Annotated in this window: 14 protein-coding genes; 6 read left to right on the top strand and 8 right to left on the bottom strand. The window is 53.3% G+C overall.

What is annotated here, in order from left to right; all coding sequences use genetic code 11:
* The 4 genes from PAT3040_RS39570 to PAT3040_RS22460 all read right to left on the bottom strand — a co-directional run.
* A partial coding sequence (locus PAT3040_RS39570) for a methyl-accepting chemotaxis protein (protein WP_108994464.1) occupies positions 1–1,087 on the bottom strand: 1,087 nt, incomplete at its 3' end.
* Positions 1,084–1,659, bottom strand: a complete 576-nt coding sequence (locus PAT3040_RS22470; RefSeq protein WP_108994463.1) for a hypothetical protein — start codon at positions 1,657–1,659, stop codon at positions 1,084–1,086. The genes PAT3040_RS39570 and PAT3040_RS22470, both read right to left, overlap by 4 nt.
* A 136-nt stretch (positions 1,660–1,795) precedes the next feature.
* Positions 1,796–2,830 (bottom strand): EamA family transporter, encoded by a 1,035-nt coding sequence (locus PAT3040_RS22465; protein WP_108994462.1) that lies wholly within the window; start codon positions 2,828–2,830, stop codon positions 1,796–1,798.
* Positions 2,831–2,909: 79 nt separating this feature from the next.
* Complete coding sequence (locus PAT3040_RS22460) at positions 2,910–3,764, bottom strand: AraC family transcriptional regulator (protein WP_108994461.1); 855 nt, start codon at positions 3,762–3,764, stop codon at positions 2,910–2,912.
* 160 nt (positions 3,765–3,924) lie between these two features.
* Between PAT3040_RS22460 and PAT3040_RS22455 the strand changes: the two genes are divergently transcribed.
* Positions 3,925–5,991 (top strand): beta-galactosidase, encoded by a 2,067-nt coding sequence (locus PAT3040_RS22455; protein ID WP_108994460.1) that lies wholly within the window; start codon positions 3,925–3,927, stop codon positions 5,989–5,991.
* 193 nt (positions 5,992–6,184) lie between these two features.
* Positions 6,185–6,670 (top strand): hypothetical protein, encoded by a 486-nt coding sequence (locus PAT3040_RS22450; RefSeq protein WP_108994459.1) that lies wholly within the window; start codon positions 6,185–6,187, stop codon positions 6,668–6,670.
* Here the strand turns inward: PAT3040_RS22450 and PAT3040_RS22445 are convergent.
* Positions 6,667–7,647, bottom strand: a complete 981-nt coding sequence (locus PAT3040_RS22445) for a Gfo/Idh/MocA family protein (RefSeq protein ID WP_108994458.1) — start codon at positions 7,645–7,647, stop codon at positions 6,667–6,669. The genes PAT3040_RS22450 and PAT3040_RS22445 overlap by 4 nt on opposite strands.
* A 210-nt stretch (positions 7,648–7,857) precedes the next feature.
* Between PAT3040_RS22445 and PAT3040_RS22440 the strand changes: the two genes are divergently transcribed.
* The 3 genes from PAT3040_RS22440 (at position 7,858) to mraY (ending at position 11,043) form a co-directional block, all read left to right on the top strand.
* A complete protein-coding gene (locus tag PAT3040_RS22440) occupies positions 7,858–8,787 on the top strand; it encodes an ABC transporter ATP-binding protein (RefSeq protein WP_087566046.1) in 930 nt (309 codons plus the stop codon).
* A gap of 2 nt (positions 8,788–8,789) precedes the next feature.
* A complete protein-coding gene (locus tag PAT3040_RS22435; RefSeq protein ID WP_246608754.1) occupies positions 8,790–9,911 on the top strand; it encodes an ABC transporter permease in 1,122 nt (373 codons plus the stop codon).
* A 181-nt stretch (positions 9,912–10,092) separates the two neighbouring features.
* On the top strand, positions 10,093–11,043 hold the full coding sequence (gene mraY / locus PAT3040_RS22430) for a phospho-N-acetylmuramoyl-pentapeptide-transferase (protein ID WP_108994457.1): 951 nt from the start codon (positions 10,093–10,095) through the stop codon (positions 11,041–11,043).
* 23 nt (positions 11,044–11,066) lie between these two features.
* On the opposite strand, the gene PAT3040_RS22425 is transcribed toward mraY, so the two are convergent.
* The 3 genes from PAT3040_RS22425 to PAT3040_RS22415 all read right to left on the bottom strand — a co-directional run bounded on the left by PAT3040_RS22425 (position 11,067) and on the right by PAT3040_RS22415 (position 16,012).
* Complete coding sequence (locus tag PAT3040_RS22425) at positions 11,067–13,007, bottom strand: PAS domain S-box protein (protein ID WP_108994456.1); 1,941 nt, start codon at positions 13,005–13,007, stop codon at positions 11,067–11,069.
* 228 nt (positions 13,008–13,235) lie between these two features.
* Positions 13,236–13,604, bottom strand: a complete 369-nt coding sequence (locus PAT3040_RS22420; RefSeq protein ID WP_087566044.1) for an ArsR/SmtB family transcription factor — start codon at positions 13,602–13,604, stop codon at positions 13,236–13,238.
* 74 nt (positions 13,605–13,678) lie between these two features.
* Entirely contained in the window at positions 13,679–16,012 is a 2,334-nt protein-coding gene (locus PAT3040_RS22415; protein ID WP_108994455.1) for a glycoside hydrolase family 95 protein, read from the bottom strand.
* 130 nt (positions 16,013–16,142) lie between these two features.
* Here PAT3040_RS22415 and PAT3040_RS37330 point away from each other — a divergent pair, with 130 nt between their 5' ends.
* Positions 16,143–16,304: a hypothetical protein gene (locus tag PAT3040_RS37330; RefSeq protein WP_179215307.1), complete on the top strand. Its 162-nt coding sequence runs from the start codon at positions 16,143–16,145 to the stop codon at positions 16,302–16,304.
* Positions 16,305–16,360: the final 56 nt, after the last annotated feature.

Genomic DNA, 16,360 nt, shown 5'->3' with positions numbered 1-16,360 from the left:
CGGAGCGGCGGGAATGATCCGCCAGCTTCCGCACCTCGCCGGATACGACCGCGAAGCCCCGGCCATGCTCGCCGGCGCGCGCCGCTTCGATCGCGGCGTTTAACGCCAGCAGGTTCGTCTGCTCCGATATGTCCCTGATCGTATCGACGATATCGGTCACTCGATCGTTCTGCTCCTGCAGCGTGCCCATCTTGTCGACCGTGCTCATAATCATGACGCGAAGCCCTTCCATCTCGGCGGACAGAGCTTCCAGCTGCGCCTTGTTGCGCTCCGCCAGCTCCGCATTGGAATCCGAGTAACCGCGAAGCAGATTCGCGCCGTCCAGCAATCGTTGGATGGCCTGCTCGATTTCTTGAGCGGATTCGTTAATGGACAAAACGCTGCCCGTCTGCTTTTCGATCGCTGCCGCCATCTCGACGAAGGTGCCTGTTACTTCGCGGGAGATAACGCCTGTGGAGATCACATGCCCTTGCTGGCCGGCGCTGAACGATGTCAGCATCTCAATGGAGCCGCGCAGCTGCGACAATACGCCTTCCGCCAGCTCCTTCGACGCCAAGGCTTCGCTTTGGCGGGCGCCGACTTCGCGCTGCAGCTTCTGGCTGTACTGCGCGGCTACGGATAAGCCGGCCGTGGCAAACGCCAGGTACAGGAACAACAGCACAAGCGAATCCGAAGGGAATAAGCGCTCCTGGAAAAATGGATCCGCGAACAGATAAGACGAAAGCGCCGCGCCCAATACCCCGGTTACGATGATAGGGCGATAATCCGAATAAAGAGCGATGATCGCCATATTCACGTAGACGAGAAAGTAGGTGCTGACAATGGGGTTAGGATCCATCAGAATCAGCATCGCTACGATAATCGTCAAATTGCATGGCATGATGTACTTAACGAGGCCGCTGCCGACTTCCCGGTACGTCATGAACGTTACGACAGCGCCAAGCGCGGCGCCAACGCCCGCCAGAAGCAGGATCATGTTGGCGCCAAGACCAATCATGATATCCGTCAAAATGCCTAGCAGAAGCATGCCCCAGTATATTTTGACCAAAAGCCTATTGCGCTTGTCCAGTTCCGATAGCTGCTTCATGAGCCTGCTTTCACCTCTATTGTTGTATTTATAGCTTCGGGATTAGACAGCCACTCGTAGCGTTGTTTGTTTAGATACATGGCCGACATGTCAAACAAGACGGGCACGACATAATCCCCTTTGTAGAACAGTCTTTCGCCAAGACGCTCGACCGGTACTTTGAACGAGATCTTGAGCGCGCGAAGAAATACAGGCTCCAGCAGGGAAACAAAGTAGTCCATGTCATGCTGTTCGGCGCTGTACACGGCGGAGGACAATATCCAGGGCAGCATATTGCCTTTGCCGCGGTAAGAGCCTAATATGGCAATCTTGTCGATCTCCGCGACACGTCCCTCCGAAGCGATCACTTTGGGATGATCCCGGAAAGGGGCAATTTCGTTAAGGGGACTGCTATCCCTGTCGTAGGGCTTAATCTCCGAGGTGCCAACGCAGTAGCCTTCTTCATTCATCACAACGAACCGATCCAGAACATGCTCCGCGAATTCAAGCTCATATCCCTTCTCCCGCCAAACCGTCGTCCAAATGCCGTTAAACATGGCCAATTCCAGCTCATTCTCCACACGTTTAATCATCGATACGATATGTTCTCCTTATCCAATTATATTGATCTCTATTTGGAATGATATGTATATCGTATCGGATTACTTAACAAAAATCATTAGTTCCAAAGCATGGTTTACAAAAATTTCAAAATATCCGCCATCGTCGTTATCCCCCGAAAAGCCGCATGAGCAAAATGCCTGCAAGCGACATAAAAATGCCTGCGAGCTCCGTTCTGCTGAACCTCTCCTTTACGACGAATCTAGTATAGAGCAGCACAAGCGGCACGTTTAGAGCGACGACCGCCGAAACGAGACCCGCTTTGCCAAGGTCGAACGCGGGCACGATCAGCAGCATGCCGGCCGTATTCGTCAGACCGACCGCAAGTCCGGTCACGAAAGTGCGTCGGATGCTCCATCCCGAAACAGCCCGGTTAGCGGTAGACGCCGCTGCTTGCTGCCCATCCGCTGCCTCGACGGAGGCAACCGCCGCCGGCGTTGTCATCGACGAAGACACCATCGCCACAGAATCGGAAGCTCCGTTGGAGGACAGCGCCCCGCCGGCAGTCTCGGAGGCTGCAGCCTGAGCACGAGCGTGCATCATGGCCGTTTCCCGGCGGAGATCCGCCAGCCACCACAGACCGAAGCAGAGCATCCCCGTCGCGAACATAAAGAACAACGTCGGCATGAGATCGGCTCCCAGCAGCGTCGACCATTTGCCCGAGAGATCGTTGCACGCGAACAGCAGCATAGCCAACAGTCCCCACTGGGCCCCCTGCAGATTGCGAAGCGACAGCTCATTGGAGTATCGGACAAGCAACACGCCTCCCACGATAACGGCAAAGGCCGCAAGCTGGGCTCCGTTAATCCGTTCATCCCATAGCAAGTAGGCGGCAAGGACGACGACGACCGACGGCAGAGCGGTCAAAATCGCGACGAGCGATGCCTTGCCGACGGCAAAACCCTTGAACATGCTGGCGTTCGCCCCGAAGGAGAACAATCCCATCTGAATGCCGACCAGCGTGCTGACCGTCCAGTCCGCGGACGTCGCCAAAGCGCCTACAAGATTGATGACGGCCCCGATGGCGAATACGCCGCAGAGCATCAAATTCCGATTAACCGGCTTTTGGCTGGTCCAATGATAGAGCATGCCTCGCAATCCGAATGCAATGGCGGCAAGCAGAGATAATGTAAGCCACAACATGATGTAATAAAGCTCCTTCCTTGATTTCGCTATAATTTTCGCTGCCGGGATTTCAGCAGCAGCGGTATGAGACGAGACTTCAACCCTCGTCCTGAGAAACGCTGGCATGCAGTTGCCGATACGCTTGGGGAGTCAACCCTTCTGCCCTCCGGAACTGTTTAATGAAATAACTGGCTTGGCCGTAACCGCAGCGCTCTCCCACTTGTCCGACCGGCAGCTCGGTCGTCGCGAGAAGCAGCTTTGCGCGGACTATACGGCTTTCCGCCAGGAACTCATTCGGCGTCCTTCCCGTCGCGAGTCGAAACAGTCTCAGGAAATGATAGCGGCTATAGCCTGCCAGAGCCGCCATCTCGCCAAGGCTCCAGCTCTCCTCGCAGCGGTCGCGAATCCCGTCGGCGGCCATTCGGATAACGTCGCGCTTTCGAAGCTGGGACGTAGCCTCCGGCCGCTCCGTCTGAACCGCAAGCAGCGACAGCGTCTCGTAGAGCAGCGCGGACAACGCCGGCTCGTCTGCGAGCGTTATTTTGCGGCCCAGCTCGTACATGCGCTCCGACAACTCGACAAACCGTTCCCGCGCCGAGAAGGAGAACAGCCACATACCGTATTCATCCGCTTCCCTGAGCAACGGCAGCGGCAACCCGGCCGCGAAGTGGATCCACCGGATATCCCAGGGCTCCGAAGGATGAGCGGCATATCGTTGATACGCCTCCTTGCCGTACAGGAAGCCATCCCCCGCCGCCAGCTCGATCTGTTCTCCCGTCTCCAGCACAATGGAGCCGCGCCCGCCCAGCACAAGATGCAAATTGTACTCCTTGAGCGCCCCGCGCTCTCTGTGCTCGGCGTGTTCCGGTATGCCGGCATATCTGCCGAACATATCCGGATAACAGGCATAATGCAGGTATGATGGTTTCGGCACAATATAATGCTGCCTCACCTTCTGCCCTCCCTCTCCGTGTTACTAGAAAAATGCGCAATTTTCTCATATGAAAAGCAATATGTTGTCATATACCGTTCATGATCATAACTTTAAAATTAACATGAGACGTAGAATACCGCAATATCCTCATATTTTTCTCTCAGGGAGGTTCTTATTAATGAGCAAGCTTACCCCACTGGACCAACTTAAGCTCGGCGTCTGCTACTATCCCGAACATTGGCCGGAGCAGCTCTGGGAAGACGATTACCGCAGGATGCGCGAGCTTGGCATATCCGTCGTACGCGTAGGCGAATTCGCTTGGTCGATCTTCGAGCCGGAGGAAGGTATCTTCTCCTTCGATCTGTTCGACCGCACGCTTGACCTTGCCCATAAGCACGGCTTGAAGATTATACTAGGAACGCCTACGGCGACGCCGCCTGCCTGGCTTACGCAGCGTTATCCGGAGGTGCTCAACGCAACCTTTGACGGCGTGACCATCCAGCACGGGCTGCGCCGCCATTATAACTATAGCAGCACGAAATACCGCGAGTTGTGCGCAATCATTACGCGCACGATGGCGGAACATTACAAGGATCATCCCGCGGTCATCGGCTGGCAGATCGACAACGAGTTCAACTGCGAGACCAGCGAATTTTATGCCGATGCGGATCATGCCGCATTCCGTCAATGGCTAAAAGAGAAATACGGCACGCTCGACGCGCTTAACGCAGCCTGGGGCACCGTCTTCTGGAGCCAGACCTACTCCGACTGGGAGCAAGTCCATCTGCCCCGCCAGACAACGGGAGGCAAGCAGCCTAACCCGCATCTTGCGCTTGACGAGAAACGATTTATATCCGATAACACGATTTCCTTCGCGGCCGTGCAAGGCCATATTCTGCGCGAAGTTGCGCCGAATCACTGGATTACGACCAACGGACTTTTCGGCCATCTCGACAACCATCGCATGACCGACGAGCTGCTGGACTTCTTCAGCTACGATTCCTATCCGCAGTTCTCGACCATCTATTACGACGAAAAGGAGGAGAACCGGCTTGCCGACCGGGGCTGGAGCCAATCGCTTGGCGCAGTCCGCTCCATCTCGCGAAACTTCTGCATCATGGAACAGCAGGCGGGTCCGGGAGGCTGGGTGAACAAGATGGACATGCCGTCGCCCAAGCCTGGCCAGATGCGGCTATGGACGTACCAATCGATCGCACACGGAGCGAACTTGGTCGTCTATTTCCGCTGGAGGACCGCAACGTTCGGCCAGGAGATCTACTGGCACGGCCTTAACGATTACCATAACCGGGAAAATCGCCGCATTCGCGAAGCGCGGCAGATCGGCGGCGAGCTGACCACCATCGGCGATCGTGTTGCCGGCACGACCTATGCGGCAGAAGTCGCGATCGTGCGCGATTACGACAACGAATGGGACGGCGAATACGATGTCTGGCACGGACCGTTCCGCTGGAAGAGCAACACGGAATGGTTCAAGGCGATGACGCGCCGCCATATTCCCAGCGATATTCTGTTCATGCGGACGACGACTTCAATCGAAGACCTGCGCCAATACCGCATGCTCGTCTACGCGCATCCTGCCATCATGACCGACGAAACGGCCGCGCTGCTGGAGCAGTACGTTAGCATGGGCGGCATTGTCGTCTTCGGCTGCCGGACGGGCTACAAGGATATGCGCGGTCACTGCTATATGCGTCCGTTCCCTGGCGCTGCGGCCAATCTGTGCGGCATCTCCGTCGAGGAATTTACGATGGTAAAGGGATCGCGCGCTCCGATGTCTATGGCTTGGAGTAAAGCCGGAGAGTCCGGAGAACCGGTCATCACAGCAGCAAACGCGTTCAACGACGTTTTGCTGCCGGAGTCGGAGAACGTGCAGGTGATGGCAACGTACACGAGCGAGCATTACGCCGGCAAGCCTGCCGTGACGCGCCATACGTTCGGCAGCGGCGAAGCCTGGTATTACGGCGCCGTATTCGATGAAGCCGCGGCAGCTCTCGTCCTGGAAGCCGCAGGCATCTCATCGCCCGTTAACGACTGGCTGGAGCTTCCGCCGCAGGTGGAGCTTGCCATTAGGCAGGACGAGAGAGGCCCTCTTTGCTTCCTGCTCAACTACGGCGAAGAGCCTGCCGCCATCGCGGTTAAAGGACTCAAACGCGACCTCATTAGCGGCTCCGAACTGCATGGCGATGCCGTGATCGAGCCGTTTGGCGTCATGATCCTGGAGTAGCGGCAGGCACACCGCACGCCTTCTTCACATAGACAAGGGACTGTCCTGGCTGGACGGTCCCACTACCACTTTCCCGACTATATGCATCGGATTATATTCAAACATACATTGACGCGGCAGCCGACTGCCCTTAAAATGTAACATGGCGTAGAAGTTTTAGCCCCACAATCATTCGAAAGAAGGTTCCGCATTCATGCTTCGCTTCAAAACATATGCGATCTGCGTATATCTCGTCTTGATCTATTGGATTTCACTCCATATTCCACATATGCATGCCTTGTTCTTCCCGACGCTGGGCGCGTTCAGTCTTTTGTTCATCTCTCGACCATTCGGCAAAGCCGAGGTTGGACGAATCGCCTTGGGTGCTGTCTCCGCTTCGCTCGTCGGTTCCCTGCTGGCCTATTGGAGTGCCGGAGCGCTCTCCCTGCTGGCTACGCTGTTGATCGTCATCGCGCTTATCAACATCTTTAAATGGAACGCCCCGCCCATTCTTGCCGTGGCGCTTATTCCTTACTTCACCCAACCGCCGGTCTTTTGGGCCATCCCCTTGTCCGTGTGCGGAGCGCTCGCAGGCTTGCTGCTGACTTTATCCGTCGCCGACTATTGCGAACAGCTTATCGCGGAGTCCCGCTGGCTGGGCGCCAAGCCGTCCAAAACCGAGTCCGACACGGCGGCCTAAGATTTGTAGTAACTCTCGATCAGCTTGTCCATGACGACGTTCGTGCGAATGCCGCTCGTCCCGTCGCTAGGGCTGGCCGGGCCTCCTCGCAGCTCATCAACGATCATTCCAATTAGACCCTGCTGTATATGCGGCGGTTTCTCGAAGGTGAACTGCTCGGTGCCTGCAGCCGTCTCCAGCGTAATGATCTCGTTGCCGAAGGTGTCGAACAAAATGCTCCCCTTCTCGCCGACGATCTCGTTTACGTCGACATGTTTGTACGCGCTGAAGCACCAGACTCCGACGCCGCGCACGCCCGACTGAAATTCGAAGCTGCCCGTCACGATATCCTCCGCCTCGTACAACCCCGCTTGATTACCCGCTCCCCCTGCCGCCTCGGCGATAGGACCAAGCAAATAATCCATTATATCCAGCGTATGGCTGGCCAAATCGACGAACAAACCGCCTCCGGATTCCTCGGGGTTAAGCCGCCAAGGCAGCTGCTCTCCCTCATTTACTCTGGCAGGCTGATATTGCTTCATGGAGACGAAGCAGACGCGGCCGATGGCTCCTCCATCCAGCAGTTCCTTGATTTTGCGGAAATAATCGAGCCCTCTGCGATAATAAGCCACAAATAGCGGTACGCCCGCTTCGCGGCAAGCTGCGATCATCGCCTCGCATTCCGCCGAGCTGCGCGCCATCGGCTTTTCTACATAGACAGGCTTGCCTGCCGCCGCGCATTGCAGCACGTATTCCATATGAGAAGAAGGAGGCGTCGCTACGTAAACCGCGTCCACCTCGGGATCGTGAATCAGATCATCCGCATTGTCGTACCACTTGGGCACGCCATGCCTTGCCGCATAGTCCGCCGCGAGCTCGCCGTTGCGCCGCATGACCGCCACTAGCTCGGAGCCCTCCGTCTTCTGGAAGGCCGGACCGCTCTTAACCTCCGTCACATTGCCGCACCCGATGATCCCCCATCTTACTTTATCCAGCATTGCCGCACACTGCCCCTCTCGATTACAACGTTAGAATTTTTCTAATAGAATACTCATTCGCTGTCTCTTCCCTTTTCCCTTCTTATCGGTCTCCAGACGGAGGAGAAAAGGTTCCTTGGACGGTTTAGCAGCCTCCCCGTTCCTTATACAATCAGAATAGATGTGGGTTCAGGCGACGCCTGACACAATACCTGAAGGAGTGATATTGCGATGCCCGTATTGGAAGTTTCGCATTTAAAGAAGTCGTTCGGCGCCGTACATGCCGTCGAAGACATCAGCTTTACAGTGGAAGCCGGCGAAATATTTACGATCATCGGCCCTAACGGCGCCGGAAAAACGACAACTTTGGAGATGATCGAAGGTCTACTCCCTCCGGATGAAGGCGACATCGCGTTCGGCGCGAAGAAGTGGTCGCGCAACGAAGAAGCGATCAAAAATGACATAGGCGTGCAGCCGCAGTCCAGCGCTCTGTTCGATCTGCTCACCGTGGAGGAAAATCTGAAGCTGTTCGCCACCTTTTACGACAAATCCCGGCCGGTTGCGGACATTTTGGAGATGATCAACCTGACGGAACATAAAAACAGACATGTAAAGAAGCTTTCCGGCGGACAAAAGCAGCGGCTGGCGATCGGTCTCGCGATGGTCAATGATCCCGACATTATTTTCCTGGACGAACCGACAACGGGGCTCGACCCGCAGGCCAGACGCAATATTTGGGATATTATTCTGAGACTGAAGCAATTAGGCAAAACAACGATTTTGACGACGCACTACATGGAGGAAGCGGAGAAGCTCAGCGACCGGGTGTGCATCGTGGATCAAGGCAAGGTGGTGACGCTCGACACGCCGAGCGCCCTGATCGACCGACTGACGAAGGAACGCGAAGTGCGTCTGTCCTTCCTGGACGGCGAACAAGCCGCCATCGAGACGGAAGCGATCGCTCAGCGGCACCCTGCCGTAGTTCGTACGGTGCGGGAAGGAGCCGCGCTTCAGATATGGACGACGCAGCCGGAGGATACGCTGTATGAGCTGTTCGGCTATACGAAGGACCGTGGTTATCGCGTCGAACAGATTTCGATCCGAGAGCTGAGCCTCGAAGATGTATTCATCGCCTTCACGGGCAAGGAATGGAGGGACTAAGCATGGCGGCCAAGCAATTCGGTGCAATGTTCGGAGCGCATCTCAAGATGATGTTCCGCGAGAAGCAGGTGTGGTTCTGGAGCGTATTTTTTCCCGTTATTTTAATGGTGTTGTTTATGATTATTTTCGGCGGAGGGGGCGGCAGCTCGGAGTTCAAGGCGAAGATCGCCGTCGTCGACGCGTCGCCGAACGTTTCCTCCGGCATGCTTCTGGAGCAGATCAAGTCTATTCCGATTTTCGAGCTAACGGAAGGGGAGCCTGTAACGCTGGAAGCGGGCCAGACGCTGGTCGAGGAGAAGGAAATCGACGCGTTGATCGTCTTGCCGGAGGTGGAAGGGACCTCCGAGGTTGGACTCATCGTCAACCGCGAGAACGAAGGCGGCGCCACCACGCAAGCCATCTCGAGCATCATGAGCAACTTCGTCCAGCAAGCTAATTTAGCAATTGCGGGCGTCCCTCCGACTTATACGCTGGAGCTGGAATCCATCACGACCGCATCCGAAGATACGAGCTACTCCGACTTCCTGCTGACCGGCATGATCGGGTTGTCCATTGCGCAAGGCGGCTTGTTCGGCATGGGCGATCTCGTCGATATGCGCAAGCGAGGACTGCTCAAGCGGCTTCGCATGACTCCCGCTCGCATGGGGTTGTTCGGACTATCCAGCATGCTGGTTCGTCTTATGCTCGGCATCATACAAATTACGATTCTCGCGCTTGTCGGCGTCTACGGCTTCGGCGCCACGCTGCATATTAACTTGCTGAGCCTGTCCGTGGCGTTTTTCGCCGGCGCTCTCGTCTTCAACGCAATGGGCTACTTGTTCTCCTCCTTCAGCAAAACGATGGAAGCGTACATGGGCATGGCCAACATTACCAGCATGCTGATGATGTTCCTGAGCGGCATCTTCTTCCCGGTCGCCAACTTGCCGGAATGGCTGCAGGTTGTGCCGAAGGTGCTGCCGCTGTCTTACTTCGTCGAAGGCATGCGGGACGGCCTGATTTATGCGGAAGGCATCGCCTCGTCCAGCTTCTGGATAGGCATGGCGATTATGGCGGCTTGGGGCATTGTCTGCTTCCTGATCGCCGCGCGGCTGTACAAATCGCAATCGATCGCGGCAACCAGGTAAACGAAAAGGGCAGTCCCAAGTCTTGGATGACTTTAGGGATTGCCCTTTTTTTGCTGCACTTGAAATATAGGAAAAAGACAAAAGCAAACCTTCGCTTTATTAAGACCGAAACCTTATGTATAGTCGGTGAAAAGGAATCACTTTTGCCGTTTCAAATAGGGGTCATGGGGGGTCTATTTAGATGTTCGAGATGCTGGGCATTTCCGCTCTTTCCTTTTTGCTTGTGGTACTCATTACGCCAATACTTATTAGAGGGCTGCGCGTCTTAAATCTAACGCAACCCATTCGGTCTGAATTACCCCCTGATCATCATGCCAAAAAAGGAACGCCATTGATGGCTGGCCTCATTCTTTTTATCGGTATCGCAGCAGCTCTTCAATTTTATCCTGAGCCATTAATGATCTTTTTGTGCGTTACGTTTCTGTTATTCAGTTCCATAGTCTTTATGGACGATCTAAAAAAGGCCGTTTGGCAAGATCCATCCGGCATTTCGGGACGAACGAAACTTGTGCTTCAATTCGCATTTACAGCTACACTGCTGATCGTTTTGTTCCATTCCTTTTCGCTAAAGAGCCATATATCGTTAATCGGCGGGTTTCAGCTGCATTTGCCCGTTTACATATACATATTGATCATGCTGCTTTTCGTGGTTGGGTCCGCTAACGCCATTAATTTTACAGATGGTTTGGACGGGTTATTGATCAATGTCGCGATACCCACTTATTTTTTCTTTTTCCTAATTTCAGACAAGCCTGAGGTCAAACTATTTGCAATCATCATGATTGGTTGTCTGCTCGGCTTGTTTTTCTACAATATATACCCTGCTAGAGCGTTTATGGGTGATACCGGCTCTCTCGCTATCGGGGGTTCGCTTTCCATCTTAGCCGTAATCGAGAAGGTGGAACTATTAATCCCCATTCTATTTTCCGTCTATTTAGCGGAACAAATATCCGTTATCCTGCAAGTCTGGTACTTTAAGCGAACGAAATTACGACTATTTAGAATGACCCCGATTCATTTCCATTTCAGTTTAAAGTACGGCTGGAGCGAAAATAAAATCGTCATGGTATTTGGTTTCATTTCCTGGGCCTCAGCCCTTGTATGCTGGTTGATTTGGAAATTTGCCCTTTGACAATGGACTGGATTCAATCATCACTACGATTTCATCTTTTTAATTCTTTCTATGATTTCCGATATGGCGCTCATGCTGACCGGCTTGCTGATATAAGCATCCATACCTTCGGAAAGATATTTTTCGCTGTCACCTTTGATTGCGTGGGCCGTAACCGCCACAATATAAGGACTTTTCTTGCCGTGTGTCATTTCATTGATTATCTTAGTGGCCGCCAATCCATCCATCGAGGGCATTTGAATATCCATAAAAATGATATCGTAAGGATTATGTTTAACAGCTTCCACCGTTTCTTTTCCGTTTTGTACGATGGTTGTTTTGTGCCCGAGTTTCTCTATCATCTTTTTTAACACAAGTTGATTCACTTCATTGTCTTCTGCGATTAGAATTTTCAAGGATGGTTCGGCTGCATGATCGACAACGTAAACTTGTTGGAGCCACCTATCATTTTGTGACGCGTCGGAAATATTGAATTGAGCCCGAAAGTTGGCTGTAAACAAAAATGTTGATCCTGGTTGATCTTTGGAAGCTTCATGCCAGATTTGACCGTCCATGAGCTCAACAAGTTTTTTGCAGATCGCTAATCCTAAACCCGTTCCCACCGTTTTCCTGGTCATAAAATGATCCGCTTGATAAAAGGGTTCAAATAAATGAGCGACCTGTTCCTTCGAAACGCCAATGCCTGTATCCCGGATTGCAAATTGAAGGCGTACCGTCCCCCGCTCCTGCGACACGGCATCAATGACGATCGAAATCGATCCTTCAGGCGTGAATTTTATGGCATTGCTAAGTAAATTAATAAGAACTTGTCTTAACTTCGTACTATCTCCATAAACCAGGTTAGGAACCTTAGGGCAGACGGATGTAGTAATCTCCAGGTTTTTTTCCAGAGCCTTGGACATGACGATATAAAGCGTTTCCGATAAAATCGTTCTCACATTCAAAGGTTCTTCGATTAATTCGGTCTTGCCGGATTCAATTTTGGAGAAATCCAAAATATCGTTGATAATGGCAAGCAGCGTATCGCCGCTTTTTTTAATAATGTGTACATATTCAAGCTGCTCTTCATCCAGCTGCGTCTCCAAGAGCACATCTGTCATACCGATTACTCCGTTCATAGGAGTACGGATTTCATGACTCATCATGGCAAGAAATTCGCTTTTAGCTTTATTCGTCTTTTCAGCGGCTTCCTTCTCGATGATCAGCTTCTTTTGTTCCGTCATGTCTTTCGCTATGAGGTAAAAGCCCATGGTATGAGTCTGGATAATGATTGGAGCGAGCGTTACCAACACTTCAACGGAACGACCATCCTTGTGATCGATGAAAGTGATGTCTTTTTCAACTTTTTCGATTTCTTCATGATCGTTTAAAGCCAGAAGCAAACTGGATAATTTTTTTTCGCCAATTAATATGGACATTTTTTTGTCGATCAACTCTTCAATGAGATATCCGGTCATCTGCTGCACCATATTATTGCCATTCATAATGATGCCGTCTAATCCAAAAGAAATAATCGCATCGTGATTGTATTTTTTTAACGACGTGTATCGTTCGATGCTTTCCTGCAGCTTTAGTTCCGCCAGCTTGTTTTTGGTTACATCGATAAATTGGGTAATGTAATACAAAGGTTTCCCGTCATGATCACGGACTAATGAAACATGTACGGAGGTCCAAACGATGTTGCCATTTTTATTAAAGTAACGATTTTCCAATTCAAACGACGGAATGACGCCATCCAATAATTCGATTAATAAATCACTGCTGTTGCCGCTATCATCAGGATGTCGGATATCATCTATGGTAAAGGACTTAAATTCTTCTTCTTCGTAGCCGAAAATTCTGCAAACCGCAAGATTAACATTCATCCATTTTCGATCCAGAGAGATTAAAGCGATCCCAATGGGTGCATTTGTATAAATATGTTCGAATAAAGCCTGGGGATTAAATAACTTTATATCCTGCATCCACTCATCCCTCCATTTGAAATAACGCGTTAGCAGCCACTTGCTTTCACCTTGGCAGCTACTCCTATATTAACATAGTTTAAGCTGCCAATTTAATTAAGCTGGCACAAACACTCGATTCTTCAACATTGATATAAGTTGAAAAAACGCATGAAGTCCACGCCCCTACTCGAGCAATGGTCTTCATGCGTCCAGGACCGGGGCCGTAAGAGGCCGGCAAACCGCTGGTTATTCGTGCCGCAGATGCTGCAGCGTCAAGACGAACAACTGCTCGACATGATCGTCATCGAGCGAATAAAACACCGTCTTGCCTACTTTGCGTCGCTTGACGATGCGCATATTGCGCAGCAGCCGCAGCTGGTGCGAGACGGCGGATTGCCCCATCTCCAGCACTTGCGTCAGATCGTGTACGCACAGCTCGGATTGCAGCAGCGCATGAATAATTTTTACGCGCGTCGGATCGCCGAGCGCCTTAAACAAGTCTGCCAGTTCCGACGCCGACGTATCGTCGACCAGCTTCGCCTTAACTCCGGTAATATCCGCTTCCGTGCCGGCGCATGTATCGTCGCATGCAGCCGTTGCCGTTACATTGTCCATTTGGGCATCCCACCATATCGTTCTTCGATTATGCCCCATTATACCATGAGTGCGGCCAATGTCACACGTCGCGGCTACCCGTACGCCGGCAACAGAATCACCGACTCGCCTGCGCTTAGCGTCAGCCTGAGTTCGCGGGATGCCCTTGCCGCGACTGCAAGTTCAGGTTCAAATCCATCTTCTGTTCTTGCCGCAAGTCCCGCACCTTCATAACGGATGACATAGCTGCCGCCTTTCTCCGAACGCAGCACCGCTCTTGCAAGCGCCCCGCCGCTCCATTCCAAATCGACGACACAACCGCCTCTCCCCCGCAGTCCCGATATTCTCCCATCCGGCCAAGCCTGCGGCAGCGCCGGGAGCAGCAGGATTTCTCCGCGATGCGACTGAAGCAGCATCTCTGCCAGGGCGGCCGTGCCGCCGAAGTTCGCATCGATCTGGAATGGCGGATGATCGCCGAACAGATTAGGGTGCACCGACTTCGAGAGCAAGGCGGACAGATGCTGGAGCGCAGCCTCTCCATCGCCGAGCCTTGCCCAAAATTCGACGATCCAGGCACGACTCCAGCCCGTATGTCCTCCGCCATTAGCCAGTCTGCGTTCCAATGTTGTACGAGCGGCCGCCGCCAGTTCCGGTTCGCCGCGCGGCGTAATTTGTTCGCCCGGGTGCAGCGCGAATAGATGCGAGATATGACGATGGCCCGGCTCCACTTCCTCATAGTCCTCCGACCATTCCATCAAGCCGCCGGCGCGGCCAATCGCCGGCTTCGGGAGCCTGACGATCGCGTCGGCAACCTCCGACCGGAAGTCGCACTCCCGCGTGTCGCCGCTGAAATTCAGCACATCGATCGCTTCCAGGCATGCAGTAAACAACGCGTGCGCGATCTGGGAGTCCATCGACGGACCGACGCATAATCTTCCCGTCTGACCGTTCGGCAGACGGTACGTATTTTCCGGAGACAAGGATGGGGCCGTCACGAGTCTGCCGCTGTCGTCTTCCACGAGAAAATCCAGCAGGAACAGCGCCGCTTCCTTAAGCGTCGGATAGGCCCGCTCTCGCAAAAACGTCTCGTCCATGTTATAGCGGTAATGCTCCCACAGATGCAGCGCGAGCCAAGCCCCGCCCATCGGCCAAATAACAGCGGGCATGTATAGGCCGATGACATTCGTTTCCGCCCACAAGTCGGTAGCATGGTGTGCCGTAAAACCTCTTGCGCCATAGACCTCCTTGGCCGTGACGCTTCCTCTCTCTCTCAGACGATCCAGCAAGTCGAATACCGGCTCGTGGCATTCCGCCAGATTGCAGCTCTCGGCCGGCCAATAATTCATCTGAAGATTGATGTTTAGATGATAGTCGCTTTCCCATGGAGGCGTATGACTGTCATTCCAGATTCCTTGCAGATTGGCGGGCAGCGAGCCCCGTCTTGAGCTGGCGATAAGCAAATAGCGGCCGTATTGAAAGAAAAGCGCGAGCAAGCCGGGATCGTCGCCTCCTTCCCGGAATCTTGCAAGCCGCTCGTTCGTCGGCAGCCGCTCCGCTTCCTCTTCTGCGCCCAGCTCCAGCGATACCCGCCCGAACAGCTCGCAGTAATCCCGGATATGATCGCGGCGTATGTCCTTATAACCTTTGCTTGCTGCCGCGTCCAGCACATTGATGCAGGTGCCGACGGGATCCTTGCAGCGAAACGTTGTAGCAGCCGCAATATACAGCGTCGCCGCATCCGCGCCGTTAACGGAGAGGAAATCGCCAATGACGCAAGCCCCTCCTCCTTCGACAACGACTCGTGCCGCCATGCAATACCGGACGCCGTCCGGACCGCATTGCCCGGTCATATAGACCGTTGGCACCTGCTCCAATCTCCCGGCTTCGCCTTCGAACGGCCTGCGGATGAGATTGGCGTCGAACGTTAATGCGCCCGGCGTCCCGGCTGTCAGGCGAATGGCAATAACGCCATCTACATGACTGGCCAGCACTTCCCTTCGGTAATCGCGGCCATCAAGCTCGTAACCGACGGTAACGATTCCTTGATCCAGGTCAAGCTCTCTTGCGTACTCGCTTGTCTCGCTAATCGGCGAATGGAAGCTGAGCTTAAGATCTCCCAATGTCTGATAAGGCGCGATATGCTTCGGCGTTGACGTTAGCGACAGCCTCGCCTTCCGCTCCGCCTCATCCAGCTTTCCTTCGAACAGCAGCCCCCGAATCTCGGCGAGCGCCTTCCCCGCTTCCGGATTAGCCCGCTCCATAGGGCCGCCGTACCATAACGAATCCTCGTTAAGCTGAATGTGCTCCTCGCGAACGCCGCCGAATACCATTGCCCCAAGCTTGCCTGATCCGATCGGAAGCGCCTCTATCCATTCGCGGGCAGGCTTTGTATACCATAATCGATTACGTGTCGTCGACAAGTCCAACATCTCCTCGTTTTGTGATTTCTCTCATTATATAAACTTTGCGAATGGACAAGGAGTGTTTTACAGGACTTTGACGGGTAAATTATTGACTTTTATAATGATAGTATCAGGAAGGACAGAAGGAGGAGCGGAGATGTTTACATTAAAAGAGAAAATATACCTGCTCAAGCTGCTGCAAACGCAGAAACGCAAATCATGGCTGGGAATCGGGCGAAAGGATCCCGTGCACGACAGGCTGGTGGAGAAGCTCGAGCAGATGGTCCGCAACGAGCAGGTCAATAAGGAGCATCTGTAAGCCGGCTGCAACCTGCAAACCAGATCATCCGGGACATGTAGCCAAAGTCAGTTAGT

The organism is Paenibacillus agaridevorans, assembly GCF_003112455.1.
GTDB classification, from domain to species: Bacteria; Bacillota; Bacilli; order Paenibacillales; family Paenibacillaceae; genus Pristimantibacillus; species Pristimantibacillus agaridevorans.
The sequence above is the reverse complement of the archived record's forward strand: the minus strand, read 5'-3'. Positions and strand labels throughout refer to the sequence as shown.

Excerpts from the sequence above, each read along its gene's own strand:
- PAT3040_RS22470 (WP_108994463.1), bottom strand. The coding sequence starts at position 1,659 with ATGATTAAACGTGTGGAGAATGAGCTGGAATTGGCCATGTTTAACGGC.
- PAT3040_RS22465 (WP_108994462.1), bottom strand. The coding sequence starts at position 2,830 with ATGTTGTGGCTTACATTATCTCTGCTTGCCGCCATTGCATTCGGATTG.
- PAT3040_RS22455 (WP_108994460.1), top strand. The coding sequence starts at position 3,925 with ATGAGCAAGCTTACCCCACTGGACCAACTTAAGCTCGGCGTCTGCTAC.
- PAT3040_RS22450 (WP_108994459.1), top strand. The coding sequence starts at position 6,185 with ATGCTTCGCTTCAAAACATATGCGATCTGCGTATATCTCGTCTTGATC.
- PAT3040_RS22445 (WP_108994458.1), bottom strand. The coding sequence starts at position 7,647 with ATGCTGGATAAAGTAAGATGGGGGATCATCGGGTGCGGCAATGTGACG.
- PAT3040_RS22440 (WP_087566046.1), top strand. The coding sequence starts at position 7,858 with ATGCCCGTATTGGAAGTTTCGCATTTAAAGAAGTCGTTCGGCGCCGTA.
- PAT3040_RS22435 (WP_246608754.1), top strand. The coding sequence starts at position 8,790 with ATGGCGGCCAAGCAATTCGGTGCAATGTTCGGAGCGCATCTCAAGATG.
- mraY (WP_108994457.1), top strand. The coding sequence starts at position 10,093 with ATGTTCGAGATGCTGGGCATTTCCGCTCTTTCCTTTTTGCTTGTGGTA.
- PAT3040_RS22425 (WP_108994456.1), bottom strand. The coding sequence starts at position 13,007 with ATGCAGGATATAAAGTTATTTAATCCCCAGGCTTTATTCGAACATATT.
- PAT3040_RS22420 (WP_087566044.1), bottom strand. The coding sequence starts at position 13,604 with ATGGACAATGTAACGGCAACGGCTGCATGCGACGATACATGCGCCGGC.
- PAT3040_RS22415 (WP_108994455.1), bottom strand. The coding sequence starts at position 16,012 with ATGTTGGACTTGTCGACGACACGTAATCGATTATGGTATACAAAGCCT.
- PAT3040_RS37330 (WP_179215307.1), top strand. The coding sequence starts at position 16,143 with ATGTTTACATTAAAAGAGAAAATATACCTGCTCAAGCTGCTGCAAACG.